Source organism: Hydrogenophaga sp. GW101-3F08, assembly GCF_059424585.1.
Map to the genome: position 1 here is coordinate 358980 of NZ_JBWKZP010000004.1, position 23836 is coordinate 382815.

General features: G+C 66.0%; 29 protein-coding genes and 1 tRNA gene. 12 read left to right on the forward strand and 18 right to left on the reverse strand.

The window, feature by feature from the left end:
• Positions 1 to 18 precede the first annotated feature (18 nt).
• The 4 genes from ureE (at position 19) to AC07YZ_RS13835 (ending at position 2238) form a co-directional block, all read left to right on the forward strand.
• Positions 19 to 564 carry an urease accessory protein UreE gene (ureE, locus tag AC07YZ_RS13820; RefSeq protein ID WP_226491897.1) on the forward strand — a complete coding sequence of 182 codons (546 nt, stop codon included), beginning with the start codon at positions 19 to 21 and terminating at the stop codon, positions 562 to 564.
• Positions 551 to 1276 (forward strand): urease accessory protein UreF, encoded by a 726-nt coding sequence (locus AC07YZ_RS13825; RefSeq protein WP_494795180.1) that lies wholly within the window; start codon positions 551 to 553, stop codon positions 1274 to 1276. Before ureE ends, AC07YZ_RS13825 begins: the two co-directional genes overlap by 14 nt.
• A 73-nt stretch (positions 1277 to 1349) precedes the next feature.
• On the forward strand, positions 1350 to 2018 hold the full coding sequence (gene ureG / locus AC07YZ_RS13830; protein ID WP_494795158.1) for an urease accessory protein UreG: 669 nt from the start codon (positions 1350 to 1352) through the stop codon (positions 2016 to 2018).
• A 132-nt stretch (positions 2019 to 2150) separates the two neighbouring features.
• Positions 2151 to 2238 (forward strand) — tRNA-Ser (locus AC07YZ_RS13835).
• A gap of 68 nt (positions 2239 to 2306) precedes the next feature.
• Here the strand turns inward: AC07YZ_RS13835 and hemW are convergent.
• The 5 genes from hemW to AC07YZ_RS13860 form a co-directional block, all read right to left on the reverse strand.
• Positions 2307 to 3521, reverse strand: coding sequence for a radical SAM family heme chaperone HemW (gene hemW / locus AC07YZ_RS13840; protein ID WP_226491895.1), 1215 nt, complete (start codon positions 3519 to 3521; stop codon positions 2307 to 2309).
• An 82-nt stretch (positions 3522 to 3603) separates the two neighbouring features.
• Positions 3604 to 4206, reverse strand: coding sequence for an RdgB/HAM1 family non-canonical purine NTP pyrophosphatase (rdgB, locus tag AC07YZ_RS13845; RefSeq protein ID WP_494795159.1), 603 nt, complete (start codon positions 4204 to 4206; stop codon positions 3604 to 3606).
• Between the two features lie 25 nt (positions 4207 to 4231).
• Positions 4232 to 4960: a ribonuclease PH gene (gene rph, locus AC07YZ_RS13850; RefSeq protein WP_494795160.1), complete on the reverse strand. Its 729-nt coding sequence runs from the start codon at positions 4958 to 4960 to the stop codon at positions 4232 to 4234.
• A 145-nt stretch (positions 4961 to 5105) separates the two neighbouring features.
• Entirely contained in the window at positions 5106 to 6005 is a 900-nt protein-coding gene (locus AC07YZ_RS13855) for a PP2C family protein-serine/threonine phosphatase (protein ID WP_226491892.1), read from the reverse strand.
• Complete coding sequence (locus tag AC07YZ_RS13860) at positions 6002 to 7009, reverse strand: serine/threonine protein kinase (protein ID WP_226491891.1); 1008 nt, start codon at positions 7007 to 7009, stop codon at positions 6002 to 6004. The genes AC07YZ_RS13855 and AC07YZ_RS13860 overlap by 4 nt, the downstream gene beginning before the upstream one ends.
• 61 nt (positions 7010 to 7070) lie before the next feature.
• Here AC07YZ_RS13860 and AC07YZ_RS13865 point away from each other — a divergent pair, with 61 nt between their 5' ends.
• Genes AC07YZ_RS13865 through rpoZ form a run of 3 tightly spaced genes read left to right on the forward strand, consistent with a single transcriptional unit; the run spans position 7071 to position 8860 of the window.
• Positions 7071 to 8006, forward strand: coding sequence for a YicC/YloC family endoribonuclease (locus tag AC07YZ_RS13865; protein WP_494795161.1), 936 nt, complete (start codon positions 7071 to 7073; stop codon positions 8004 to 8006).
• 2 nt (positions 8007 to 8008) lie between these two features.
• Entirely contained in the window at positions 8009 to 8629 is a 621-nt protein-coding gene (gene gmk / locus AC07YZ_RS13870) for a guanylate kinase (RefSeq protein WP_226491889.1), read from the forward strand.
• 27 nt (positions 8630 to 8656) lie between these two features.
• Complete coding sequence (gene rpoZ / locus AC07YZ_RS13875; protein ID WP_068171949.1) at positions 8657 to 8860, forward strand: DNA-directed RNA polymerase subunit omega; 204 nt, start codon at positions 8657 to 8659, stop codon at positions 8858 to 8860.
• A gap of 60 nt (positions 8861 to 8920) precedes the next feature.
• Here the strand turns inward: rpoZ and nadA are convergent, their stop codons facing one another.
• Positions 8921 to 10024, reverse strand: coding sequence for a quinolinate synthase NadA (gene nadA / locus AC07YZ_RS13880; RefSeq protein WP_494795162.1), 1104 nt, complete (start codon positions 10022 to 10024; stop codon positions 8921 to 8923).
• Entirely contained in the window at positions 10021 to 10887 is an 867-nt protein-coding gene (gene nadC / locus AC07YZ_RS13885; protein ID WP_494795163.1) for a carboxylating nicotinate-nucleotide diphosphorylase, read from the reverse strand. The genes nadA and nadC overlap by 4 nt, the downstream gene beginning before the upstream one ends.
• Positions 10888 to 10953: 66 nt before the next feature.
• On the opposite strand from nadC, the gene panB reads away from it, so the two are divergent.
• Positions 10954 to 11844, forward strand: a complete 891-nt coding sequence (panB, locus tag AC07YZ_RS13890) for a 3-methyl-2-oxobutanoate hydroxymethyltransferase (RefSeq protein ID WP_494795164.1) — start codon at positions 10954 to 10956, stop codon at positions 11842 to 11844.
• A 111-nt stretch (positions 11845 to 11955) separates the two neighbouring features.
• The gene (panC, locus tag AC07YZ_RS13895; protein WP_494795165.1) at positions 11956 to 12822 is read left to right on the forward strand and encodes a pantoate--beta-alanine ligase; all 867 of its coding nucleotides are present in this window, start codon (positions 11956 to 11958) and stop codon (positions 12820 to 12822) included.
• A gap of 78 nt (positions 12823 to 12900) precedes the next feature.
• Here the strand turns inward: panC and AC07YZ_RS13900 are convergent, their stop codons facing one another.
• From AC07YZ_RS13900 to AC07YZ_RS13915, 4 genes are all read right to left on the reverse strand, one after another.
• On the reverse strand, positions 12901 to 13941 hold the full coding sequence (locus tag AC07YZ_RS13900; RefSeq protein ID WP_226491884.1) for an NAD(P)H-dependent glycerol-3-phosphate dehydrogenase: 1041 nt from the start codon (positions 13939 to 13941) through the stop codon (positions 12901 to 12903).
• Between the two features lie 27 nt (positions 13942 to 13968).
• Positions 13969 to 14427, reverse strand: a complete 459-nt coding sequence (gene secB / locus AC07YZ_RS13905) for a protein-export chaperone SecB (RefSeq protein ID WP_226491883.1) — start codon at positions 14425 to 14427, stop codon at positions 13969 to 13971.
• Positions 14428 to 14577: 150 nt separating this feature from the next.
• The gene (gene grxC, locus AC07YZ_RS13910) at positions 14578 to 14835 is read right to left on the reverse strand and encodes a glutaredoxin 3 (protein ID WP_226491882.1); all 258 of its coding nucleotides are present in this window, start codon (positions 14833 to 14835) and stop codon (positions 14578 to 14580) included.
• 46 nt (positions 14836 to 14881) lie between these two features.
• Entirely contained in the window at positions 14882 to 15292 is a 411-nt protein-coding gene (locus tag AC07YZ_RS13915; protein ID WP_226491881.1) for a rhodanese-like domain-containing protein, read from the reverse strand.
• A gap of 114 nt (positions 15293 to 15406) precedes the next feature.
• Between AC07YZ_RS13915 and gpmA the strand changes: the two genes are divergently transcribed.
• From gpmA to AC07YZ_RS13930, 3 genes are all read left to right on the forward strand, one after another.
• Positions 15407 to 16150, forward strand: coding sequence for a 2,3-diphosphoglycerate-dependent phosphoglycerate mutase (gpmA, locus tag AC07YZ_RS13920; protein WP_226491880.1), 744 nt, complete (start codon positions 15407 to 15409; stop codon positions 16148 to 16150).
• 145 nt (positions 16151 to 16295) lie between these two features.
• Complete coding sequence (locus AC07YZ_RS13925) at positions 16296 to 17777, forward strand: S41 family peptidase (RefSeq protein ID WP_226491879.1); 1482 nt, start codon at positions 16296 to 16298, stop codon at positions 17775 to 17777.
• Between the two features lie 33 nt (positions 17778 to 17810).
• Positions 17811 to 18566 carry a HesA/MoeB/ThiF family protein gene (locus AC07YZ_RS13930; protein ID WP_226491878.1) on the forward strand — a complete coding sequence of 252 codons (756 nt, stop codon included), beginning with the start codon at positions 17811 to 17813 and terminating at the stop codon, positions 18564 to 18566.
• A gap of 17 nt (positions 18567 to 18583) precedes the next feature.
• Here AC07YZ_RS13930 and AC07YZ_RS13935 read toward each other — a convergent pair whose 3' ends face one another.
• The 7 genes from AC07YZ_RS13935 to folE all read right to left on the reverse strand — a co-directional run bounded on the left by AC07YZ_RS13935 (position 18584) and on the right by folE (position 23783).
• Positions 18584 to 19108, reverse strand: a complete 525-nt coding sequence (locus AC07YZ_RS13935; RefSeq protein ID WP_494795166.1) for a thermonuclease family protein — start codon at positions 19106 to 19108, stop codon at positions 18584 to 18586.
• A 109-nt stretch (positions 19109 to 19217) separates the two neighbouring features.
• On the reverse strand, positions 19218 to 19877 hold the full coding sequence (locus tag AC07YZ_RS13940; RefSeq protein ID WP_226491876.1) for a YitT family protein: 660 nt from the start codon (positions 19875 to 19877) through the stop codon (positions 19218 to 19220).
• A gap of 203 nt (positions 19878 to 20080) precedes the next feature.
• Positions 20081 to 20497, reverse strand: a complete 417-nt coding sequence (locus tag AC07YZ_RS13945; RefSeq protein WP_494795167.1) for a hypothetical protein — start codon at positions 20495 to 20497, stop codon at positions 20081 to 20083.
• Positions 20498 to 20625: 128 nt separating this feature from the next.
• Positions 20626 to 21471 carry a DUF429 domain-containing protein gene (locus AC07YZ_RS13950; RefSeq protein ID WP_226491874.1) on the reverse strand — a complete coding sequence of 282 codons (846 nt, stop codon included), beginning with the start codon at positions 21469 to 21471 and terminating at the stop codon, positions 20626 to 20628.
• Between the two features lie 28 nt (positions 21472 to 21499).
• Positions 21500 to 22381, reverse strand: coding sequence for an EamA family transporter (locus tag AC07YZ_RS13955; protein ID WP_494795168.1), 882 nt, complete (start codon positions 22379 to 22381; stop codon positions 21500 to 21502).
• Between the two features lie 233 nt (positions 22382 to 22614).
• Positions 22615 to 23040, reverse strand: coding sequence for a BLUF domain-containing protein (locus tag AC07YZ_RS13960; RefSeq protein WP_068171909.1), 426 nt, complete (start codon positions 23038 to 23040; stop codon positions 22615 to 22617).
• An 8-nt stretch (positions 23041 to 23048) separates the two neighbouring features.
• Complete coding sequence (folE, locus tag AC07YZ_RS13965) at positions 23049 to 23783, reverse strand: GTP cyclohydrolase I (RefSeq protein ID WP_226491872.1); 735 nt, start codon at positions 23781 to 23783, stop codon at positions 23049 to 23051.
• Positions 23784 to 23836 lie beyond the last annotated feature (53 nt).

The window sequence follows — 23836 nt, forward strand, 5'->3', positions numbered from 1 at the left end:
TCTCAACCTCTGTTATTCATGCTTCAAGCTTCCAAGCTCATCCCCCAGGCCCAGGGCCTCGCCCCTGCGTTGGTGCGCCGTGCCGCGCACATCGAACTGGACTGGGATGTGCGCCAGAAGAGCCGTTTTGACGCCACCGCGTCCGACGGCCGCAATGTGGGCGTTTTCCTGCCGCGCGGCACCGTGGTGCGCGGCGGCGATGTGCTGATCACCCAGGACGGCTCGCTCCTGCGCGTGGTGGCCGCGCCGCAAGCCGTGCTGCGCATCACCGCCTGCACCGACCACCACCACGGCCACACACACGACGGCGCCTTCGACCTCATGCGCGCCGCCTACCACCTGGGCAACCGCCACGTGCCCATCGAGCTGCAACCCGACCACCTCAAGATCGAGCCCGACCACGTGCTGGCCGACATGCTGCGCGCCATGCACCTCACGGTGGTGGAAACCCGCGAACCCTTCGAGCCCGAAGCTGGCGCCTATGGCGCGCACCCACCGGCTGGGGGGCACGACCACGGGCATGGCCACGATCACGGCCACGCCAAGGGCCATGCGCACGGCTGAACCGGCTGGCGCGGCGCAACCGTCGCGTTCCGCAGCCGGGCTGCTGCAGATCCTGTGGCTGGCCTCGCCCGCGCTGCCGGTGGGCGGCTTCTCCTACTCCGAAGGGCTGGAAGCCGCGGTGGACGCGGGCCAGGTGAGCGACGAAGCCAGTGCCACACGGTGGCTGCAAGACCAGCTGCACCTGGGCCTGGCGCGCGCCGACCTCGCCGTGGTGGCGCAGGCCATCCCCGCCTGGCGCCAGGGCGATCTGGAGCGCATCCACACGCTCAACGCCTGGGTGCTGCAGACCCGCGAAACCGCCGAATTCCGCCTGCAGACCGAGCAGATGGGCCGCTCGCTGCTCGAATGGGCGCGCAACCTCGGCGAGTTGGGCGCGGGCGTGTTTCAGCGCCTGCAATCGGCCCAACTGAACCCGGCCAGCTACCCCGTGGCCATGGCCTGCGCGGCCGCCAGCACAAACGCCGCGGTGCGCGACAGCCTGATCGGCTTCGCCTTCGGCTGGGCCGAGAACATGGTGCAGGCGGCCATCAAGTCGGTGCCACTGGGCCAGAGCGCGGGCCAGCGCATGCTCGCGCGGCTGGCGCTGGAGGTGCCCGCCGCGGTGGACCACGCCATGACGCTCACCGATGACACCCGCCAGGCCTTCACGCCGCTGCTGGCCATCCACTCGGCCCGCCACGAAACCCAATATTCCAGACTCTTCAGGTCCTGACTTTCCCCGCTCGGGCTGAAATCCGCGCATCCTGAGCCTGTCGAAGAATCGAAGCCCCCACCAAGGTACACCCATGACCGCCCTGCACCACATCCCGAACCGCACCAAGAAGCTCCCCCCACTGCGCGTGGGCATCGGCGGCCCGGTGGGCTCGGGCAAGACCACCCTGCTGGAAATGCTCTGCAAAGCCATGCGCGATCGCTACGACCTGATCGCCATCACCAACGACATCTACACCAAGGAAGACCAGCGCCTGCTCACGGTCAGCGGCGCGCTGCCCGCCGACCGCATCATGGGCGTCGAAACCGGCGGCTGCCCGCACACCGCCATCCGCGAAGACTGCTCCATCAACCTCGAAGCGATCGACCGCATGCTGGGCGAATACCCCAACGCCGACATCGTGTTCGTGGAGAGCGGCGGCGACAACCTGGCCGCGACCTTCAGCCCCGAGCTGAGCGACCTCACCATTTACGTGATCGACGTGGCCGCGGGCGAAAAAATCCCCCGCAAGGGCGGCCCCGGCATCACCAAGAGCGACCTCTTCGTCATCAACAAGACCGACCTCGCCCCCTACGTGGGCGCCGACCTGGAAGTGATGAAAGCCGACACCGCGCGCATGCGGCCCGACACCACGCGCCGCCCCTGGGTGATGACCAACCTCAAGACGCTGGACGGCGTGGCCGAGGTCGTGCGTTTCATCGAACAGCGCGGCATGCTGCTGGAACCCGCCGCGATGGCATGAGCGCAGCGCCGGGCCGCTCCCAAGCAAGCTCGCACCGCAGCCCGGAGGGCGAAGGTACTCCAGTGAGCGCGGCACGGAGGGAATCCAGCGAGCCCTTTTGCCCCTTCAGCACTCACATACAATCACCGGCTTGGAGAGCTGGCAGAGTGGTCGATTGCACCGGTCTTGAAAACCGGCAACCCGCAAGGGTTCCAGGGTTCGAATCCCTGGCTCTCCGCCAACACAGCAGAACCCGGCCCCGTGCCGGTTTTTTGCTTTCAGGGGCCCATGCTGCGGGCCGGAAACCGGTCAGTCCGCCAGAAACAGGCCCTGCAGATCGCTGAGGAAATCAAAACCGCGCTCGGTCGGCGCCACCACACCACCGGCCGACTCGATCAGCCCCTGCTGCACGGCGCGGTCCAGCGCGCCCTGGATGCTGGAGAGCGGCAGCCCGGTGCGGTCCATGAACTGCTGCAGCTCGAAACCGTGGCGCAGGCGCAGCGCGTTGAGCATGTACTCGAACGGCAGATCGCGCCGCGCCACCTCTTCCGCACTCACCACCGCATCGCCCGCGCGCGCTTTGTCCATGTACAGGCGTGGCTCGCGCGCGCGCACCTGGCGCACCACGCGGTGGGCGAAGCTGAGTTTGCTGTGTGCGCCCGCGCCAATGCCCAGGTAGTCGCCAAACTGCCAGTAGTTCAGGTTGTGCCAGCAGCGGTGGCCCGCGCGTGCGTAGGCCGATACCTCGTAACGCTCCAGCCCCTGCACCGCGGTGAGCTCGGTGATGCGGTCGAGCATGGCGTAGGCGTCGTCGTCCTGCGGCACCTGGGGCGGGAATTTGGCGAACACGGTGTTCGGTTCGATGGTCAGGTGGTAGATCGAGATGTGCGGTGGCTGGAACGACAGCGCGGTGCGGATGTCTTCCTCGCACTGCGCCAGCGTCTGCCCCGGCAGCGCGTACATGATGTCGAGGTTGAAGGTGTCGAAGGCCTGCGCCGCCTCTTCCACCGCGGCGATGGCCTGGGCGCGGTCGTGCACCCGGCCCAGCGCTTTCAGGTGCGCGTCGTTGAAGCTCTGCACCCCGATCGACAGGCGGGTCACGCCGGCCTGGCGGAACGCGCGGAAGCGGTCCTTCTCAAAGGTGCCCGGGTTGGCTTCGAGCGTGATTTCGGCGTCGGCATCCAGCCGCAGCAAGGCACGCACGTCACCCAGCAGGCGGTCGATGGCCTCGGGTGAAAACAGGCTGGGCGTGCCGCCGCCAATGAACACGCTGTGCACCGCGCGGCCCCAGATCAGCGGCAAGGCGGCTTCCAGATCGGCGCGCAGCGCGTCCAGGTAGGCCTGTTCGGGCAGGGCCTGGCCGGGTTGGCTGGTGGCGCTCCATTCGTGCGAGTTGAAGTCGCAGTAAGGACACTTCTTCAAGCACCAGGGCAGATGGATGTAGAGCGAGAGCGGCGGCAGGCCCTGCAGCTGCAGCGTGCCCGGGCGCATCCAGTGTTTGAGGCGGTCGGAGGCAGCGTTCATGGCAAGGACACCGCAAAACCGACATCACCGAGCGGCTGGTGTCGCCCCCTGGGGGGTGACGCCGAAGGAGGCACAGAGGGCTTCATGCCATCCACCGTTCGCGCATCAGTTCCAGCATCTGCTGCGCCGCTTTTCCGCGGTGGCTGTTGGCGTTCTTCTTTTCGTCGCTCAGCTGGGCGAAGGTACAGCCAAACTGCGGCAGATACATCACCGGATCGAAACCGAAACCGTTGTCACCGATGGGCTCGCGCGTGATCAGCCCCGGCGCACGGCCGCTGGCCACCAGCGGTTCGGGATCGTCGGCACTGCGCACCGCCACCAGGGTGCTGACCAGGGCAGCGCGGCGGTCATCCACCTGGGCCATCTGCTCCAGCAGGGCGCGCACGTTGTTGGCGTCACCCTTCTCGTAGCCGAACTGCGTGGCGTAGTAGGCGGTGTCCACGCCGGGCAAACCGCCAAACGCCTCCACGCACAGACCCGCATCATCGGCCAGTGCGGGCAGACCGCTCACGCGTGCGGCATGGCGCGCCTTGGCCAGGGCGTTTTCAATGAAGGTGCGGTGTGGCTCGGGCGCTTCCGGGATGCCCAGATCAGACTGGCGCACCAGTTCCACACCGAGCGGCGCAAACAGCGCCTGCAGCTCGGCGAGCTTGCCCTTGTTGTTGGACGCCAGAACGAGTCGCATGGTCACAGGCCGCAGCATGGGGGCTTCATGCTTCGAGGCTCTGCTTCTGCAGCGCCACCAGTTCGGCCACACCCTTTTCAGCCAGCGCCAGCAAGGCGTCCATTTCCTGGCGGCTGAAGGCCACGCCCTCGGCCGTGCCCTGCACTTCCACAAAGTGGCCAGAGCCGGTCATCACCACGTTCATGTCGGTGTCGCAGGCCGAATCTTCCACGTATTCCAGGTCCAGCAGCGGTATCCCCTGCAGGATGCCGACCGAGATGGCGGCCACATGGTCCTTGATCGGCGAGGCGGCGATCTTGCCTTCGGCCAGCAGTTGGGTCACCGCGTCGTGTGCCGCGATGAAGGCGCCGGTGATGCTCGCGGTGCGGGTGCCGCCATCGGCCTGCAACACATCGCAGTCCAGCGAAATGGTGCGTTCGCCCAGCGCCTTGAGATCAAACACCGCCCGCAACGAGCGGCCGATCAGGCGCTGGATTTCCTGCGTGCGCCCGCTCTGCTTGCCCTTGGCGGCCTCGCGGTCGCTGCGGGTGTGGGTGGCGCGTGGCAACATGCCGTATTCGGCCGTGACCCAGCCTTCGCCACTGCCGCGCTTGTGCGGTGGCACCTTTTCCTCCACCGAGGCGGTGCACAGCACCTTGGTGTCGCCAAACTCGATCAGCACCGAACCTTCGGCGTGGATGGTGAACCCCCGGGTGATGCGCACCGGGCGCAGGGCGTCGGCGGCCCGGTGGCCGGGTCGAATGAAATCTGTCATGGGAATCTCAAAAAAAAGGTGGTCGTATTGTTACGGAGGGGGCCGCCGGAGCGCCAAAGGATTCAACCCAGAACGCGGAGGAACCGGCTTCGCCGGGCCTCTCGCGTTGCCCCCTGGGGGGTGACGCCGCAGGCGGCGCGGGGGGTCAAGAGTTCTTTTCGGCGGTGCGCCGGATCGCCTCGTTGATTTCGGCGATCGATTTCTCGATCTCCTCGTCGTCCATGTCTTCAATGGTCGGATCGGCCACGCCCGACTGGATGGTGGAGGCGAACACGCCGTCCTCGATGTCTTCGGTGGACACGCGCGTGGTCTGGAATTCGTCGGGTGTTTCCCACTCCATGGCCAGCACGGTCACGTTGTCACAACGCGGCCCGCCACGCTTGAGCGCCAACTCCACGAGCTCGGGCACCGCCTGTTCCAGCGAGTTTTTCGAGAGCTCGGACACGATCTCCGCGTCTTTGACCGTGCCCCAGAGACCGTCGGAACACAGCAGCACCCGGTCCCCCTGCTGCAGTTGCAGCGCACCCGAAATGTCGTACACCGGCTTGGCCGGAGAGCCCAGGCAGGTGAAAAGAATGTTGCGGTTGATGTGCTCGGTGGCCTTGCCCAGGTGGGCCTGCTGTTCCATGTACGAGTGGTCGCGCGTGCGGGTGAGCAGCTCGCCGTCGCGCACGATGTACAGACGCGAGTCACCGCAGTGGATCCAGTTCATCTGGTTGCGCTCCAGCACCGCGGCCACCAGGGTGGTGCGCGGTGTGTCGAGCATGCCTTTTTCCGCTGCGTAGCGGATGATCTGGTGGTGCGCCGCCATCAGGGCGCTGGAGAGAAATTCCGGCACTTCGCGCACCGTCGGGTTGGCCGTCTTCTGAAAATAGGCCGAAAAGGTCTGCAGCGCCAACTGGGCCGCCATGGCCCCTTCGGGGTGCCCGCCCATGCCATCGGCCAGCACCAGCAAGCCGGACTCGCGCGTGTAGGCGTAGCCCATGCGGTCCTCGTTGCGCTCACGACCGCCCTGACGGCTGATCTGGTAAACCGAAAACTTCATCGGAACTTGGTCCCGGCGTCGGTCGACTTGCGTGGCGATTTCTTGCTGTCGGACACGATATTGTCGAACTGCAGCCGCATCTTCTCGGCCACGGTCAGCTTGGTGTAGCTGCGCTCGGTTTCACGGCTGAGTTCCTTCTGCAGCGCAAACACCGACTGGGGGCGGGAGAGCGGATCGAGCGACATGCACCATTCGACCACCTCGATCAGGTTGTCGGAGTAGACGCCGCGCAAACGGGACAGCGCCAGCGACAGGCGGTCTTTTTCGAGCCGTTGTGGCGCGTCGTTGGGCGGGTAGCCCTGCATGCTGGCGTAGATGCAGGCGCCAATGGCATAGATGTCGGTCCACGGCCCCATGCTGGAGTCGCGCCGGTACATCTCGGGCGCTGCAAAACCGGGCGTGTACATGGGCCGGATGAAATTGCCTTCCTTGCTCAACACCTCGCGAGCCGCACCAAAATCGATCAGCACCGAGCGGTTGTCATCGGTCACGAAAATATTGGCCGGCTTGATGTCCAGGTGCAGCATCTTGTGCTGGTGCACGATGCGCAGGCCACGCAGCACCTCGTCGTACAGCGAACGGATGGTGGACTCGCGAAACACCTTCTGCTTCTTGAGATCCCGCGCGGTGATGATGAATTCCTGCAGGGACGAGCCCTCCAGGTAGTTCATGACCATGTAGACGGTTTCGTTTTCGCGGAAGAAGTTGAGCACGCTGACCACCGAGGCGTGCGAGATCTGGGCCAATGCCCGACCTTCTTCAAAAAAGCTCTTGAGGCCCAGGCGGTACAACGACAGCTTCTCGGGCTGCACCTGGGGCAACAGCTCGCCAGGGCCGCGCGTGGCCAGCGAGGACGGCAGGTATTCCTTGACGGCCACTTGCTGGCCTTCGGTGTCCACAGCGAGGTACACCACACCGAATCCACCGGCCGCCAGCTTGCGAACAATACGGTAGCCACCGATCACGGTGTCCGGCGGCAGCGGGGCGGGTTTGACCTTTGACATAATTCGGATGGGTTCCGGAACGCCTCGTTTTGGACCACTCAACCTGATGGGACACAGTTCAATGGCAGTTTACAGCATGACCGGCTACGCCACGGCCCAGACTGGCGGGCCTGGAGGCGCAAACGCCGGCGAACCTGCCCGCGAGAGCACACCCGGCCTGGGCCTGGAAATCCGCTCGGTCAACAGCCGCTTTCTCGACCTCACTTTCAAACTCCCGGACGAGTTGCGCGGCACCGAACCCGCGCTGCGCGAACTGCTGGGCGCCAGGCTCAAGCGGGGCAAGGTCGAGGTGCGGGCCTGGATCGAAGGCAAGACGGACACCGGGCCACGCGCACCCTCGGTGCAGGAACTGCAGAAACTCGTGAGCCTGCAGGACAACGTGCGGGCCTGGCTGCCCACGGCCACCCCGCTGACGGTGGCCGAGGTTTTGCAGCTGACATCGCGCCAGGCCGCCGTTCCGGGGGAGCTGCACGAAACCTTGATCGCCCTGGGACACGAGGGCCTCGACGGTCTGGTGGCGGCGCGCGAGCGCGAAGGCCAGCGCCTGGCCAGCATGCTGCTGGACCGCCTGACACAACTGCGCCAGCTCGCCCAGGACGCCCAGCCCCTGATTCCCCAGCTGGTCGCCCAGCAGCGCCAACGCTTCATCGACCGCTGGAACGATGCCCTGGGTGCCGGCGCCGCATCGGGGACACTGGGCAATGCCGTCACCAACGACATGGCGCGCGACCGCGCCCTGACCGAAGCCACCGCCTTCGCGATCCGCATCGACGTGGCCGAGGAACTGACGCGGCTGGACTCGCACCTCAGCGAAATCGAGCGCCTGCTGACCAAGGGCAACGACATCGGCAAGCGGCTGGACTTCCTGATCCAGGAACTGCACCGCGAAGCCAATACCATGGGTTCCAAGTCATCGAGCCTGGAACTCACGCGCATCTCGGTCGACATGAAGGTGCTCATTGAACAGATGCGCGAGCAAGTGCAAAACATCGAGTAAGCATGGAATACCCTGGAAACCTGTTTGTCGTCGCGGCCCCCAGCGGGGCCGGCAAGTCCAGCCTGGTCAAGGCGCTGATGGAGCTGGACTCGCGTGTCGTGCCCTCCATCTCGCACACCACCCGTCCGCCCAGAGGCCAGGAACTGCACGGCCGCGAGTACTACTTCGTGGCCAAGGAAACCTTCGACCAGATGGTCATTCAGGGGGCGTTCCTGGAATGGGCCATGGTGCACGGAAACCGGTATGGCACGTCCAAACAAGCCATCGAGCAACGCATGGCCCAGGGGGCGGACGTGGTGCTGGAGATCGACTTCCAGGGCGCCATCCAGGTCAAACGCATCTTCCCGAACGCTGTGCTGATCTTTATCCTGCCCCCCAGTTGGGAAGAATTGCGCTCGCGGCTGGAGCGGCGCGCGGAAGACAGCGCCGAGGTGATCGAAGTCCGGCTGCAGAACGCCGCCCACGAAATGATGCACGCCAAAGAATTCGACTTCGTTATAATCAACGAGTTGTTCGAGCGGGCCCTGTTTGACCTCAAGGCCATCGTCCATGCCCAGCGGCTCAAGTTCGCCGCCCAGCGTATCGCCCGCAGCGATACCTTCCAGGCGCTCAACATCCACTGATTCACCGCACACCACCGAGGCCCGCACATGGCACGCATCACCGTCGAAGATTGTCTGGAAAAGATCCCCAACCGCTTTCAACTCGTGCTGGCCGCCACCTACCGCGCGCGCATGCTGAGCCAGGGCCACGCGCCCAAGATCGAAAGCAAGAACAAGCCCGGCGTGACCGCGTTGCGCGAAATCGCCGATGGCAAGATCGGTCTGGAAATGCTCAAGAAGGTCCCGCTCTGATCCGTCAGGTGCCCGAAAAAAAGCCCGCTGACTGCGGGCTTTTTTTCGTCTGAACCCACCTCAGGCGGCGCCGATGTTCGGCACCAGCGCCCCGGCGTCCTGACCGGCCCGGTGCGCGGCCGTGAAGGCCAGCATGCGGTCGATGGGCAGTCGGGCGCGCGGAATCAGCGCCGGGTCCACGTGGATCTGATTCAGGCCCTTTTCCAGCACCTGCGCCACGCCGGCCAGGCCGTTCATGGCCATCCAGGGGCAGTGCGCGCAGCTCTTACAGGTGGCGCTGTTGCCAGCGGTCGGGGCCTCAATGAACACCTTGCCCGGGTTCTGCTGGCGCAGCATGTGCATCATGCCGTTGTCGGTGGCCACGATGAACTCGTTCGCGTCCAGCTCGCGCGCGGCCTTCAGGATGGCCGAGGTCGAACCCACCGCATCCGCGAGCGCCACCACGTCGGCCGGACTTTCCGGGTGCACCAGCACCTTGGCTCTGGGGTGCTCCTTTTTCAGTGCTTCGAGCTCAAAGGCCTTGAACTCGTCGTGCACGATGCACGAGCCGTTCCACATCAGCATGTCGGCGCCGGTTTCGCGCTGGATGTAGCCGCCCAGGTGCTTGTCGGGCGCCCACAGGATCTTGTGGCCCTTGTCCTTGAGCGCCTTCACGATGTCCAGCGCGCAGCTGGACGTGACGAGCCAGTCGGATCGCGCCTTCACCGCGGCACTGGTGTTGGCGTAGACCACCACGGTACGGTCCGGGTGCTGGTCGCAGAAGGCGCTGAAGTCGTCGATCGGGCAACCCAGGTCCAGCGAGCAGTTGGCGTCCAGATCGGGCATGAGCACGGTTTTTTCCGGGCTCAGGATCTTGGCGGTCTCGCCCATGAAGCGCACACCCGAGACCACCAGCGTCTGCGCCACATGATCACGGCCAAAGCGCGCCATTTCCAGCGAGTCGCTCACGATGCCGCCGGTTTCCACCGCCAGGTCCTGCAGGTCGGGGTGCACGTAGTAGTGCGACACCATGACCGCGTTGCGCTCCTTGAGCAGGCGGCGGATCTTGTCTTTCAACTCGGCGCGCTGCTTAGGACCGGGCTCCACGGGAACCCGCGCCCAGGCGTGTTTGGTCGGGCAGGCCGGCTGTTCGTACTCGACGTCGATGACCACGGGATTGCTCATGTCAGTTGCTCCATCCGCATGGAGAAATCAATCGCCTTGACATCTTTCGTCAGGGCACCGATAGAGATGCGGTCCACCCCGGTTTCTGCAAGGGCACGCACCGTCTGCAGATTCACGCCGCCCGATATTTCCAGGATGGCACGGCCCGCGTTGCGGCGCACGGCCTCCTGCAGGGTGGGGATGTCCATGTTGTCGAGCAGCACCATCGTGGCGCCACAGGCCAGTGCCTCGTCCAGTTGCGCCAGGGTCTCGACCTCGATCTCGACAAAACGCGCCTGGGGTGCCGTTTCCTGCACCCGCTTCAACACGGCCGCCACGCCACCTGCGGCAGCGATGTGGTTTTCCTTGATCAGCACCGCGTCGTAGAGGCCAATGCGGTGGTTCACGCCTCCGCCCGTCTTCACCGCGTATTTCTGCGCGAGACGCAGCCCCGGGATGGTCTTTCGCGTGTCCACGATGGCCGCGCGCGTGCCCTGGACGGCATCGACGAACACCGCGGTCTTGGTCGCCACCGCCGAGAGCAGCTGCAGGAAGTTGAGCGCGGTGCGCTCGGCGGTGAGCAGGGCCTGGGCATTGCCCTCGATCTCCAGCACCACCTGGTCGGCCACGCAGCGCTGGCCCTCGGCCACGCGCCAGGTCAGGCGGGCCTGGGGATCGCAGGCAAGCACGGCCGCCTCCACCCAGGGTGCGCCACAGATCACGGCCGGCTCGCGCGCGAGGATGCGCGCGCGCGCGCCGCGTGCGTGGTCCACCAGGGCCGCGGTGAGGTCGCCCTTGCCCACGTCTTCGGCCAGCGCGCGAGCCACGTCGGCGCGGGCCAGTTCGACCAGATCATCGGCCGTGAATTCAGAGAGGTGTTTCATGGGTCGCAAGCATAACGGGATCGCATATAGTGCCTCCCATCGAAAGCCCACGCAAAGGGGACCCTCATGAGTTCAGTGAAATCCGCCGCCCCGACCAGCGGCACACCCTACGGCACCCTACCGTCGGCCTCGCCCATGCCCCAGCGCAAACCGGTGAGCCTGCCGCGCCTGCAGGAGATGCGCGAGCGCGGCGAAAAGATCACCATGCTCACCGCCTACGACGCCACCTTCGCCGCCGTGGCCGACGCCGCGGGTGTGGAGTGCATCCTGGTGGGCGATTCGCTGGGCATGGTCTGCCAGGGGTTGTCCAGCACGGTCGGCGTCACGCTGGAGACCATGCGCTACCACACCGAAAGCGTGGTGCGTGGCCTGCAGCGTGTGCAGGCCACGGCCTGGGTGATCGGCGACCTGCCCTTCGGCAGCTACCACGAGTCGAAAGAACAGGCCCTGCGCAGCGCCGCGGTGTTGATGCACGCCGGCGCCCACATGGTCAAGCTCGAAGGCGGTGGCTGGACCGCCGACACGGTGCGTTTCCTGGTCGAGCGCGGCATCCCCGTCTGCGCCCACCTGGGCCTCACGCCGCAGACCGTGCACGCACTCGGTGGCTATCGCGTGCAAGGGCGGGGCGACGCCGCCGCGCTACAGCTCAAGCGCCACGCGCTGGAACTGCAGGACGCGGGCGCGGCCATGCTGGTGCTGGAGATGGTGCCCGCGGCCCTGTCGCTCGAAATCACCCACCAGCTCAAGACCTGCCACACCATCGGCATAGGCGCCGGCAAAGGCACCGCGGGCCAGGTGCTGGTGATGCACGACATGCTGGGCATCAACCTGGGCAAAAACCCCAAATTCGTGCGCAATTTCATGGAAGGCCAGGCCAGCGTGCGCGATGCCATGGCCACCTATGTGGCGGCGGTGAAAGACGGCAGCTTCCCCGACGACGCACTGCACGCCTGGTGAACTTGACCCACCCCCGCCGCGCTGCGCGCGGCCCCCTCAAGGGGGCAACACCAGCCGTCTGGCAAAGCCAGCCCGGCGGTGTTCCCCGGTAACTCCCCCTCGGACACACCCATGCAACTCGTCCACACCATCGAAGACCTGCGCGCTGCGCTGCGGCCATACAACTCGCCGGCTTTCGTGCCCACCATGGGCAATCTGCACGAGGGTCATCTGGACCTGGTGCGCACGGCGAAACCCCTGGGCGACGTCACGGTGTCCAGCATCTTCGTCAACCGGCTGCAGTTCGCGCCACACGAAGATTTCGACACCTACCCCCGCACGCTGCAGGCCGACTGCGCACGGCTGGAGCAGGCCGGTTGCGACATCGTGTTCGCGCCGTCGGAGAAGGAGCTGTACCCCGAGCCGCAGGGCTTCAAGGTGCACCCCCCCGCCGAACTCGCCGACATCCTGGAAGGGCACTTCCGGCCCGGGTTCTTCATCGGTGTCTGCACCGTGGTGATGAAGCTGTTCCAGTGCGTGTTTTCCGAGGCCAAAGGCCCACGCCACGCGCTTTTTGGCAAGAAGGACTACCAGCAGCAGATGGTGATCCGGCGCATGGTTCAGCAGTTCGCGCTGCCCATCACCATCGTGGGCGGTGAAACCCAGCGCGCCCCCGACGGCCTGGCGCTGAGTTCGCGCAACGGCTATCTGGACGAGAGCGAGCGTGCCGAGGCGGTGCAGCTGTCGCTCGCACTGCGGGGTCTGGCGCGCGACGCTTTGGCCGCTGCGGCGAGTCTGCCCAACCACCAGTCCGCGCTGGAAGAGAAGGCCATGAGGGCATTGGCGGGGCGGGGCTGGCAACCCGACTACCTGACGGTGCGTCGCCGACAAGACCTGCAGACGCCCACTGCGGCAGACGCGACCACCCCCGGAGCCCTCGTGGTGCTGGGCGCTGCGCGCCTGGGCAACACCCGATTGATCGACAACTTCGAGATTTAGACCCACCCCCGCGCCGAACTTCGCCTGTCACACCTTCAAGAAGGCCGCTCGCATCGCCTCTTGGGGGGGGACGCGCCCTTAGGCGCGGCGCGTGGGAGGGGTGGCCTCATCCTTCGGGTCGCGCCCCATCAGGGCGGCCACAGCCTGTGCTGGCTGCAACTGACCATCCAGCAAGGCCACCACGCCGGATGAAATCGGCATGTCCACGCCCAGCAGGCGCGCGCGCTGCACCACGGTGCGGGCACTGTAGACGCCTTCAGCCACATGGCCGAGTGAGTCCACCGCCTGCCGCAGGCTCAGGCCGCGCGCCAGCAACTGGCCCACCTTGCGGTTGCGCGACAGGTCCCCGGTGGCGGTGAGCACCAGATCGCCCAGGCCCGAGAGGCCCATGAAGGTTTCAGCCCGGGCCCCGAGCGCCAGCCCCAGACGTGTCATTTCCGCCAGACCCCGCGTGATGAGCGCGGCCCGCGCGTTGAGGCCGAGATCGAGCCCATCGCACAAGCCGGTGGCGATGGCCAGAACGTTTTTCACCGCGCCACCCACCTCCACCCCCACGATGTCGTCGTTCGCATACACCCGCAGCGTGGGGCCGTGGAAGGCGCTCACCAGCGCCTCGCGCACGCTCGCGTGCTCGCTGGCCGCCACCAGCGCGGTGGGCTGGCCGCGCGCCACTTCCAGCGCGAAACTGGGGCCACTGAGCACGCCGGCACTGAGACCAGGGGCCACACGGGCACGGATTTCGTGGCCGAGCAGACCCGTGGAGGTGTCGCCGTCCTGCGGCGCTTCAAACCCCTTGCAGAGCCAGGCCACCGGCGCGGTACAGCCGGCCAGGCGCTCCAGCATGCCGCGCAAGCCGGCCATGGGCGTGCCCACGACCACCAAGTCGGCATCGACCAACCAGGGCTGATGCAGGTCCATCGCGCCACCGGCCAGTTCCAGACCAGATGGCAGTGCGACGCCCGGCAGGTAACGCCGGTTTTCCCGCTCGGCCCGCATGCTGGCCACCTGTTGTTCGTCGCGCGCCCAAAGGGTGACCCGGTGCTGGCCCGTCGACTGGCCTGCCGCATTGATGGCCAGCGCCGTCCCCCAGGCGCCGGCGCCCAAGACCACGATGTTCATGACACGCGCGCCGGTTGCAAAGCAGACTTACTGCGTGACGATGCGCGGTGCGTCTTCCGCGGCCTGGGCCTGCTGCTGCTCGTACATGGCCTGGAAGTTGATTTCGGCCAGGTGCACGGGCGGGAAACCGGCGCGCTGGATCAGGTCGGCCACGTTGCTGCGCAGGTAGGGGTAGACGATCTGCGGGCAGGCAATGCCCATGATCGGGCCCATCTGGTCCTGCGGCAGGTTGCGGATCTCGAAAATACCGGCCTGCTTGGCTTCGACCAGGAACACCGTCTTGTCCTTGATCTTGGTCTGCACCGTGGCCGTGACACAGACCTCGTAGACACCGTCGGCCACCGGGTTGGCTTCCACACCCAGCTGGATATCCACCGATGGCTGCTCCTGCTCCAGCAGGATGGCCGGCGAATTGGGTTGCTCCAGCGACGCTTCCTTGAGGTAAACGCGCTGAATCTGGAATACGGGTTCTTGGTTATCGGCCATGTTGCTCTCTCGGGTAATCTGGAAAAAACGAAACCCGCCGGGGACAAGCGTTCCCACAGCGGGCACCGGGGGCGATTATGTCAGCCCGCCATGTCAGGCCTTTGCGCCCATTCAACCGCCCAGCGGGGCATTTCGCCGGAGCTATCGATCTCAAGCCTGCAGCAGCGGCATCAGTCCACCCTGGCCATCAAGCGCGTGCAAGTCGTCACAGCCCCCCACATGCGTCTGCCCGATGAAGATCTGCGGCACGCTGGTGCGGCCCGTGAGTTCCCGCATGTGGGCCCGCAACTCGGGCTGTCCATCCACGAACACCTCTTCCAGATCGGTCACGCCGCGCTTTTCCAGCAGGGCCTTGGCCCGGCTGCAGTAGGGGCAATAAGCGCTGGTGTACATCTTGACCGTGGCCATGCGAATTCCTGTCAATGGGGGTGAAAAAGAAGTGTCCGGAGAACGATCAGGCCTTCTCGACCGGCAGGTTGGCCGAGCGCCACGCGCCCATGCCGCCCGCGAGCGAATGGGCGTTTTCGTAGCCCAGCTTCTTGGCCATCGCCACGGCCCGGTTCGAACGCATGCCCGAGGCACAGACCAGCACCACCGGCGTGGCCTTGTTCTTGACCAGGCCCGGCAGCTTGGCTTCCAGTTCGGACAGCGGCACGTTTTTCGCCCCCACCACATGGCCGGAGGCGAATTCGTCGGCGCCACACACGTCCACCACCACCGCTTTGTCCCGGTTCATCAGCTGGACCACCTGCGTCGCACTCAGCGACCCGGCCCGCCCGCCTCCCGTGACCGCGGGCCACACCAGCATGGCACCGGCAGCAAACGCCACCGCAATCAAAATCCAGTTTTCAATAAAAAAACTCACAGGAACACCTTTCAGTTAAGCCTGGGATTTTAGAATGTCCGGCTGAGCTCCGCAGACAGCCCCGCTGTGGGGTGCGCCACCCGGCTTTGCGCCATTCACTGTTTTTCACCGCCCATGCACAAACTTGTCCTGATTCGTCACGGCGAATCCACCTGGAATCTCGAAAACCGCTTCACCGGCTGGACCGACGTTGATCTGACTCCCCTCGGGCTGGAACAGGCGAAGAACGCGGGCCGGCTGCTGCGGGCCGAAGGCTACGACTTCGATCTGGCCTACACCAGCGTGCTCAAGCGCGCCACGCGCACGCTGTGGCACGTGCTCGACGAGATGGACCGCACCTGGTTGCCCGTGGCCCACAGCTGGCGCCTCAACGAGCGCCACTACGGTGCCCTGCAGGGCCTGAACAAGGCGGACATGGCGAAACAGTACGGCGACGAACAGGTGCTGATCTGGCGCCGCAGCTACGACACCCCGCCGCCAGCCCTGGAAGCGAGCGACCCCCGCTGCGAGCGCAGCGACCGCCGCTACGAGAAGCTCAAACCCGAGGAAGTGCCGCTGACCGAGTGCCTCAAGGACACCGTGGCGCGTGTCATGCCGTTCTGGAACGAAGCCATGGCCCCGGCCATCCGCTCGGGCAAACGGGTGGTGGTCGCCGCGCACGGCAACAGCATTCGCGCCCTGGTGAAATACCTCGACGGCATCAGCGACGCCGACATCGTGGGCCTGAACATCCCCAACGGCATCCCGCTCGTCTACGAGCTTGACGCCGAACTCAAGCCGCTCAAGAGCTACTACCTGGGCGACGCCGAAGCGGCGGCCAAGGCAGCGGCGGCCGTGGCGGCCCAGGGCAAGGCCTGACCCGCCCGCCGGGCGGCGGGAAACCACGGCACCCAAGGAGATGGAACCGAAATCCCCGACCGTGCTCCAAGGTGTATATTGGTTCGCCAGCGGGCCAAATCGTGTCTCGCTGGCTATTTTTTAGGGTGTTTCGATGGGTAAACAAATGAGTCACAAGCTGAAAATCGTGGGCTGGGTGGCCATTGGCGCGGTGGCCGGGGCCTTGACCACGGTGCAGTTGCAGGCTGTGGCGCGTGGAACCCTCGCACCCCTGCCACTGGAAGAGCTTCAACAGCTCGCGGCCGTGTTTGGCATGGTCAAGAGCGACTATGTGGAGCCGGTGGACGAGAAAAAACTCATTTCCGAAGCCATTTCGGGCATGGTGGCCAGCCTGGACCCTCACTCCCAGTATTTCGACAAGAAGTCCTTCAAGGATTTCCGCGAAGGCACCAGCGGGCGCTTTGTCGGTGTGGGCATCGAAATCACCATGGAAGACGGCCTGGTCAAGGTGGTCTCGCCCATTGAAGACTCACCGGCTTTCCGCGCCGGCCTCAAGACCGGCGACCTGATCACCAAGATCGATGACACCATGGTCAAAGGCCTGGCCATCAACGACGCTGTCAAGCTCATGCGCGGCGAGCCTCGCACCAAGGTGCTGCTGACCATCTTCCGCAAGGACGAAAACCGCAGCTTCCCGGTCACGATCACGCGCGAGGAAATCAAGACCCAGAGCGTCAAGTCCAAAATGATCGAACCCGGCTATGCCTGGGTCCGCGTGTCGCAGTTCCAGGAACGCACCATCGAGGACTTCGCGCGCAAGGTCGAAGAGATCTACAAGGCCGACCCCAAGCTCAAGGGCCTGGTGCTCGACCTGCGCAACGATCCGGGCGGTCTGCTCGACGCTGCGGTGGCGCTCTCGGCCGCCTTCCTGCCCGAGGGCGCGACCGTGGTGTCCACCAATGGCCAGCTCGAAGACAGCAAGTTCATCTACAAGGCCGCGCCACAGCACTACCTGCGCCGCGGCGGCGCCGACCCCATCAAACACCTGACCGAAGCCACCAAGGGCGCGCTGCGCACGGTGCCGCTGGTGGTGCTGGTCAACGAGGGTTCGGCCTCGGCCAGTGAGATCGTGGCCGGCGCCCTGCAGGACCACAAGCGTGCCACCCTCCTGGGTAGCCAGACCTTCGGCAAGGGCTCGGTGCAGACCGTGCGTCCGCTCGGCCCCGACACAGGACTCAAGCTCACCACCGCGCGCTACTACACCCCCTCTGGCAACTCGATCCAGGCCAAGGGCATCGTGCCCGACGTGATGGTGGACGAAACGCTGGAAGGCAACCTGTTCGCCGCCCTGCGCACCCGCGAAGCCGATCTGCAAAAGCACCTGGGCAATGGCAAGGACCCGAGCACGGAAGTGCAACCCATGACCGACGCACGCCGCGCCGAGGAACAGCAGCGCGAAGAGGCTCGTGAGCAGGCCCGCAAACGGCTGGAAGAGGAGTCCAAGAAGAACCCCGGCCAGCGCCTCGTGCCCGAGTTCGGCAGCGACAAGGACTTCCAGTTGCAACAGGCCATGAACCAGCTCAAGGGCCGTCCGGTGATGGTCAGCAAGACCCTGACCGTGCGCACCGAAGAGAAGAAAGAAAACTGAGTCCACGGCGGCCCGGCGCCGCCGCCATCGACCTTGAACGACGCACAGCTCCTGCGCTATTCGCGCCACATTCTGCTCAACGAACTGGGTGTCGAGGGCCAGGAGCGGTTGTTGGCGTCTCACGCGCTGGTGATCGGCGCGGGAGGGCTGGGCTCACCGGTGGCGCTCTACCTGGGCAGTGCGGGCGTTGGGCGCATCACGGTGGTGGACCACGACGTGGTGGACGAAACCAACCTGCAGCGCCAGATCGCGCACAACCTCGCGCGCGTGGGCAGCCCCAAGGCCGCCTCGGTGCGCGAGGCCGTCGCGGCCATCAACCCCGATGTGATCGTCACGCCCATGATCCAGCGCGCCGATGCGGCGCTGCTCGATGCGCTGGTGCCCGATGCCGACGTGGTGATCGACTGCACCGACAACTTCGCCACACGCCACACCATCAACCGGGCCTGCGTTCGGCATCACAAGCCGCTGGTGTCGGGCGCTGCCATCCGCATGGACGGCCAGCTCAGCGTGTTTGATCAGCGCACGCCGGGCAACCCCTGCTACGCCTGCGTGTTCCCCGAAACCTCGGACGTGGAAGAAACCCGTTGCGCCACCATGGGGGTGTTCGCGCCGCTGGTGGGCATCGTGGGCACCATGCAGGCGGCCGAAGCGCTCAAGCTGCTTACCGGCCTGGGCTCGCGCCTGACGGGACAGCTGCTCATGATCGACGGGCGCGACATGGCGTTCAACCAGATCGCCCTGCCTCAGAACCCGCTGTGCGCCGTGTGCGGCCACCCGCACCGCTGACGCCACCCCGACCCGAATCAAGGCAGCGGGCACGGTCCGTGACGCTGGCGGAAGTCGCGCGGCAACTCGGCCGGCGCATCGCTCTGAAAAATGCCCATGCGCTGTTTGCGCGCCCACGCTTCCTGCTGGGCATATGGCCCCAGGCTGCGCCTCCAGCGGTGCGACCAGGCGTGGCCCTGGAGCACCAGCCGGGCCGCCACATCCGTGCCCGAGTGGGTCAGCCGCACCAGGGCACGGCCATAGGTGTCGTGGTGGCGCTCATGCACAGTGACCACCTGCTCCAGCACACGCGCCGCCAGCGCGTCGCGCGACGCCATGCCCCCGTCCTGGCAGATTTCCGGTGCATCGATACCGTCCAGCCGCAGCTTGCGGTAACGGCCGCCCGCGAGCGGCTTCACCCACAGCGTGTCGCCGTCGGACACGCGCGTCACGCGGGCTTCGTACACCGTGGGCAAAGTCGGAGTCTCCACACCAGCGACCCCCTCTGCGTTGGCGACGGTGTGCGCCATCAGCAGCGCGAGCAGCCATGGCCCGGAGCCCAAGCGGGCTGTCAACAGAACCCGAGCGGGTCCGATCAGGGAAAAATGCATGCCCCGAGTCTGCCACCATCCGTGTCGGGAACCGGGACCACCCGGCTTGGCGGGTGGTGGTTCAGACCGCCATGTAGCGCCCTGGCCGGTGGTTGATGGCCAGGGTCATGTTGAGCACCACCGCGCCCACCACCGACCAGACGATCTGCGTCCAGTCCACCACGGCAAACGCGGCCAGCACGATCGTGCAGTCCATCGCCATCTGCACATGACCGGCGCGCCAGCCAAAGCGCTCCTGCAGGAAGAGCACCAGCACGTTGAAGCCGCCCAGGCTGGCACGGTGGCGAAACAGCATCAGCATGCCCGCGCCGGTGAGCAGCCCGCCCGCCACCGCGGCGAAAGCGGTGTTGAGCTCGCCGATGGACAGCCAGGCCGGAACCCATTGCGCGAAGACCGAAAGCAGTGCCACAGCGGCAAAGGTCTTGAGCGTGAACAGCGGCCCCATGCGCTTCCAGGCCAGACCATAAAACGGCAGGTTGATCAAAAAGAACACCAGGCTGAAGTTCCAGCCGGTGGCGTAGTGCAACAGGAAAGCGAGCCCGGCGGTGCCACCGGTGAGCAGACCGGCCTGGCGGAACAGCACCACGCCCAGCGCCACGAACAGCGTGCCCGTCAGCAACGCCTGCACGTCCTCGTGCGGCTGGTGGCGTGTTGACGGCGCAGCACCCGCCACGGGGGTGGCGCCAGAGCGAAAGCGGGACAACAAGGACGACACGGACATGGGATGGACGGACGGATGAATGGCTGACCCACAGGAAGGGGCCCAGCGGCGCAGTGTCGCCGATGGATCGGCCGGCAACATTGACGCAGGTCAGTCCCACGGCATGCAGGCAGTCCCCGCCGTCATGAGGTGCGCCCACCGCCACATGGGGGGAACCCATCGGACGCGCCGCCAGTGCCGCTGGCGGACAGGGACCCGGGGGCTCAGACGTCGTCGGCCAGGCTGCGCTGCAGGCGGTGGCCCAGGGCCTTGTAATCCGCCGGATGCAGGCGCTTGAGGCGCAGCAGACTGGCCTCCACGTCCCGGGCCAGGGCGGCCGCGTCTTGGGTCTTGACCTGTTCGATGTCGGCCTGGATCTGTTTGAGCCGCTGCAGGGCCTCGCGCGCCGCCTTCGTCCGCGGCGGCGTCTGCTCGGCCTGCTCCACCAGCACCTCGGCGATCAAGCCCAACTGACGGCCGTAGCTCGCCACCTCGAAAGCCTGGCGCTCGATCCGCGCGTCACCCGCCGAGGGATCGATACCGTCAAAGAACCAGCGCGTGTCCGGTTCGATGCGCTGCGCCACGCTGCCGCTGAACGGAAAGTGCAGCTGTGGCGCGAACAGAAACAACCATGGAAACATAAGCACCTCCCTGAATCGGAACCACAGCTTACGCCGACCGCCGGCCACAGGGAAGGCTTGTGGAGGGGCTGGTCAACCCCGCCGTCACCGCTTGCCCAGGCCCCTCCGGCCTGCGCGGATGGACGGGTTCAGGCCGTGACGATCCAGCCTTCGAGGGGATCGAAGTCGGGCAGACCCCAGCGCGGGTGTCCGGTCTGGTGCTGGCGCAGTGCCCAGGCCGCCTGCGCCATGCACAGCACGGCATCGAGGCTGTCGCCACTGGCATCGTCGGCCAGGGCGTCGCGCTGCCCGTGCGTGAGCTTCAGGCGCAGGCCTGCGGCTTGCAGCAGCGACGCCTGGCCGTTTTCCAGGGCATTGATGAGGGTGCGGCGGGCAATCAACCGGGCGGGCGTCTGGCGGGCCCTGTCGTCGCTCTTGTACGACGCGGTGCCCAGCACGCTGCGCGCCAGCAAGCCGGGGTAGGCCTCCAGCGCGATGCGTGCCGGGTCGCCTTCGCACAGGCCCGGCAGGCTCACGCCGGCCTTGATCAGCCTGGGCACGCCCGCGTGCAGCATGAACGCCACTGGCGGGTTGACCCACTTCATGCTGGGACTGGAGCCGGCCGGGCCGTCGGTGGCGCGGTGGGCAAATTTTCCACCCACCGGTCGCGCGTCGCAAAAGGCGGCAAAGGCCTCACGAACCTCTGCGCGGCTCAGGCCGGCATAGTGCGCCATGCAGGCGCGCCAGTCGGTGGGCCAGCCGAGTGTGGTCACCAGCTCGCGCGACAGCCCAAAAGGCAGGTCGAATCCACCCACCCAGACCCCGGGCGCGGCCAGGCGCTCGCTCCAGGCCTCCAGCGTTTCGAACCGCTCGAGCGCTTGCAGCAGCAGGCGGCCCCGGTCCACACGGCCCACCGCCAGTGTGATGGGCTTGCGCCGTGACGGGGCGCTGGTGAAGTCGCAGCCCAGCAGCAAGGGGTCGGTGGGTTCAGGCATGAGGGGGCTTGCGACGGGGGTCACGGTTTCATCCCAGCGCCAAGGCCGTCACACCGGCGGCAATGCACAACGCGCCCAGCACACGGGCCACGCGGTCGCCTTCGCCCAGCAAATGGCCTCCGATCAGGGCGGCGAACAGCATGGACACTTCGCGCGCCGGCGCCACGTGTGACAACGGCGCTTCGCGCATGGCGTACAACACCAGCACGTAGGCCACCGGGCTGATCACCGCCACCAGCATGGCGTAGCGCCATTGCCGGTGCCACAGTTGGGCCGCGGTAGGAAGGTCACGCAGCACGGCAGGTGCGAGCAGCGCCACGCGCACGAAGTTGCCCATGTAGTCCACCAGGATAGGCGACATCAGCAGAAACTTGACCGCATAGCCATCGACCACCGTGTACGACGCAATGAAGGCGCCGGTGAGCAGGCCGTAGCGCATGCCCTTGAGCACCCGCTGGCGCGCTTGCGGGTCTTGCGCCGCGCGCAGCAAGCCAGGCCCACCGGCGATCAGGAACACACCGCCCACCACGCCCGCGATGCCCGCCATCCCCAGTGCCGACACGCGTTCGCCCAGCAGCGCGATGGCCACCAGCGATGACAGCAGCGGCCCCGAGCCGCGCGCAACCGGGTACACCACCGTGAGATCGGCCTTGCGGTAGCCGCGCAGCAAGATGACGTAGTAGAAGACATGCAGCACACCGCTGGCGACCACCAGCGCCCACTCGGCGCGCCCCCAGATTGGCACCACGTCGCGCCCCAGCCACCAGCCCAGTGGTGCCCAGAACAGCATCATGATGAAAGCGGTGAAGAAGGCGAAGCGCGCATCGCCTGCGGCTTTCTTGGCCACGATGTTCCAGCCGGCGTGGATCAGGCCAGCGAGCACGATGAGAGCAAAGGCGTTAAGCGACATGGCATGCACAAAAGGCTGCAAACCCTGCCGGGCAATGGCAAGACTCAAGCAACGTTATCGCCTCAAAGGCCGATCAGAGTTCACTGGTAAAAGGAGCGGGACCCGCTAAAACGAAGGCCACATCCCTCTCCGGAGCGCTGTGCCTCATTCCAGAGATACCGTGGAACCGGCTCCGCCGGGCCACTGGTATCGCCCCCTTGAAGGGGGTCGCGCGCAGCGCGGCGGGGGTGAGCTCAGGCCCTTCCGATGATGCTGGCGGTGGCCATCAGCTCTTCGAGCAGGGCCAGCGAGACCTTGCCCGAGACGCTGTAGGGATCGAATTCCGGGCGTTCGGAGTACTTGAGCACGATGGAGGTGTTGAGCTTGGAGAGGTTGACCTGTCCCATGGTCCAGCCACCAAAGCGCCGCTCGCTGATTTCCTCGAAATGCAGCAGCACCACGTCGGTGTGGCGCGGGTCGGCCACGATGTGGTTGTAGAGCGTGTTGACGGCGTTGCGTCCGCCTTCGATGGCCTGCAGGAACACGCCACCGCCGTAACACAGCACCCCGGTGATGCCGTTGTGCATGTTGTGGGCACGCGAAACGTCCAGGATGGACTCGATCGCCTTGGAGCAGTCCTTGTCGATCGCTCGGCTGACGTAAAGCAGGCGTACCAGCATGGTGTCTTTCAGGAGTTTCGAGGAATGAGCGAGAGGAATTCGCGGCGCAGGTTCGGGTCTTTCAGGAACACGCCGCGCATGACCGAGTTGATCATCTTGCTGTCCATGTCCTTCACACCGCGCCAGGCCATGCAGTAGTGGCTGGCTTCCATCACGATGGCCAGGCCGTCGGGCTGGGTCTTTTCCTGGATCAGGTCGGCCAGTTGCACCACGGCCTCTTCCTGGATCTGCGGGCGGCCCATGATCCATTCGGCCAGGCGCGCGTACTTGGACAGGCCGATCACGTTGGTGTGTTCGTTGGGCATCACGCCGATCCAGATCTTGCCGATGACCGGACAGAAGTGGTGGCTGCAGGCGCTGCGCACGGTGATCGGGCCGACGATCATCAGCTCGTTGAGGTGCTCGGCGTTGGGGAATTCGGTGACGCTGGGCCCGTGCACATAGCGGCCGTTGAACACCTCTTTCAGGTACATCTTGGCCACCCGGCGCGCGGTGTCGCCGGTGTTGTGGTCGCTCTCGGTGTCGATCACCATGCTGTCGAGCACGCCCTGCATCTTGACGGTGACCTCGTCGAGCAGTTGCTCCAGCTCGCCGGGCTGGATGAACTCGGCGATGTTGTCGTTGGAATGGAAACGGCGGCGAGCGGCCTGGACGCGCTCGCGGATCTTGACGGAGACGGGCACACCCTGGTCATCGTCTGGGGGGGCGGCGGTGGTCATGGGGATTTCGGTTTTCATGAGCATGGGGCATGCTATCACCAGGCCTGAAACCGGCGAATACCAGGCGGTCAGCAGGG

What these genes read in the sequence shown, in the direction of transcription:
- ureE (WP_226491897.1), top strand. Translation starts at nt 19, where the DNA reads ATGCTTCAAGCTTCCAAGCTCATCCCCCAGGCCCAGGGCCTCGCCCCT.
- AC07YZ_RS13825 (WP_494795180.1), top strand. Translation starts at nt 551, where the DNA reads ATGCGCACGGCTGAACCGGCTGGCGCGGCGCAACCGTCGCGTTCCGCA.
- ureG (WP_494795158.1), top strand. Translation starts at nt 1,350, where the DNA reads ATGACCGCCCTGCACCACATCCCGAACCGCACCAAGAAGCTCCCCCCA.
- hemW (WP_226491895.1), bottom strand. Translation starts at nt 3,521, where the DNA reads ATGAACGCTGCCTCCGACCGCCTCAAACACTGGATGCGCCCGGGCACG.
- rdgB (WP_494795159.1), bottom strand. Translation starts at nt 4,206, where the DNA reads ATGCGACTCGTTCTGGCGTCCAACAACAAGGGCAAGCTCGCCGAGCTG.
- rph (WP_494795160.1), bottom strand. Translation starts at nt 4,960, where the DNA reads ATGACAGATTTCATTCGACCCGGCCACCGGGCCGCCGACGCCCTGCGC.
- AC07YZ_RS13855 (WP_226491892.1), bottom strand. Translation starts at nt 6,005, where the DNA reads ATGAAGTTTTCGGTTTACCAGATCAGCCGTCAGGGCGGTCGTGAGCGC.
- AC07YZ_RS13860 (WP_226491891.1), bottom strand. Translation starts at nt 7,009, where the DNA reads ATGTCAAAGGTCAAACCCGCCCCGCTGCCGCCGGACACCGTGATCGGT.
- AC07YZ_RS13865 (WP_494795161.1), top strand. Translation starts at nt 7,071, where the DNA reads ATGGCAGTTTACAGCATGACCGGCTACGCCACGGCCCAGACTGGCGGG.
- gmk (WP_226491889.1), top strand. Translation starts at nt 8,009, where the DNA reads ATGGAATACCCTGGAAACCTGTTTGTCGTCGCGGCCCCCAGCGGGGCC.
- rpoZ (WP_068171949.1), top strand. Translation starts at nt 8,657, where the DNA reads ATGGCACGCATCACCGTCGAAGATTGTCTGGAAAAGATCCCCAACCGC.
- nadA (WP_494795162.1), bottom strand. Translation starts at nt 10,024, where the DNA reads ATGAGCAATCCCGTGGTCATCGACGTCGAGTACGAACAGCCGGCCTGC.
- nadC (WP_494795163.1), bottom strand. Translation starts at nt 10,887, where the DNA reads ATGAAACACCTCTCTGAATTCACGGCCGATGATCTGGTCGAACTGGCC.
- panB (WP_494795164.1), top strand. Translation starts at nt 10,954, where the DNA reads ATGAGTTCAGTGAAATCCGCCGCCCCGACCAGCGGCACACCCTACGGC.
- panC (WP_494795165.1), top strand. Translation starts at nt 11,956, where the DNA reads ATGCAACTCGTCCACACCATCGAAGACCTGCGCGCTGCGCTGCGGCCA.
- AC07YZ_RS13900 (WP_226491884.1), bottom strand. Translation starts at nt 13,941, where the DNA reads ATGAACATCGTGGTCTTGGGCGCCGGCGCCTGGGGGACGGCGCTGGCC.
- secB (WP_226491883.1), bottom strand. Translation starts at nt 14,427, where the DNA reads ATGGCCGATAACCAAGAACCCGTATTCCAGATTCAGCGCGTTTACCTC.
- grxC (WP_226491882.1), bottom strand. Translation starts at nt 14,835, where the DNA reads ATGGCCACGGTCAAGATGTACACCAGCGCTTATTGCCCCTACTGCAGC.
- gpmA (WP_226491880.1), top strand. Translation starts at nt 15,407, where the DNA reads ATGCACAAACTTGTCCTGATTCGTCACGGCGAATCCACCTGGAATCTC.
- AC07YZ_RS13925 (WP_226491879.1), top strand. Translation starts at nt 16,296, where the DNA reads ATGAGTCACAAGCTGAAAATCGTGGGCTGGGTGGCCATTGGCGCGGTG.
- AC07YZ_RS13940 (WP_226491876.1), bottom strand. Translation starts at nt 19,877, where the DNA reads ATGTCCGTGTCGTCCTTGTTGTCCCGCTTTCGCTCTGGCGCCACCCCC.
- AC07YZ_RS13945 (WP_494795167.1), bottom strand. Translation starts at nt 20,497, where the DNA reads ATGTTTCCATGGTTGTTTCTGTTCGCGCCACAGCTGCACTTTCCGTTC.
- AC07YZ_RS13950 (WP_226491874.1), bottom strand. Translation starts at nt 21,471, where the DNA reads ATGCCTGAACCCACCGACCCCTTGCTGCTGGGCTGCGACTTCACCAGC.
- AC07YZ_RS13955 (WP_494795168.1), bottom strand. Translation starts at nt 22,381, where the DNA reads ATGTCGCTTAACGCCTTTGCTCTCATCGTGCTCGCTGGCCTGATCCAC.
- AC07YZ_RS13960 (WP_068171909.1), bottom strand. Translation starts at nt 23,040, where the DNA reads ATGCTGGTACGCCTGCTTTACGTCAGCCGAGCGATCGACAAGGACTGC.
- folE (WP_226491872.1), bottom strand. Translation starts at nt 23,783, where the DNA reads ATGCTCATGAAAACCGAAATCCCCATGACCACCGCCGCCCCCCCAGAC.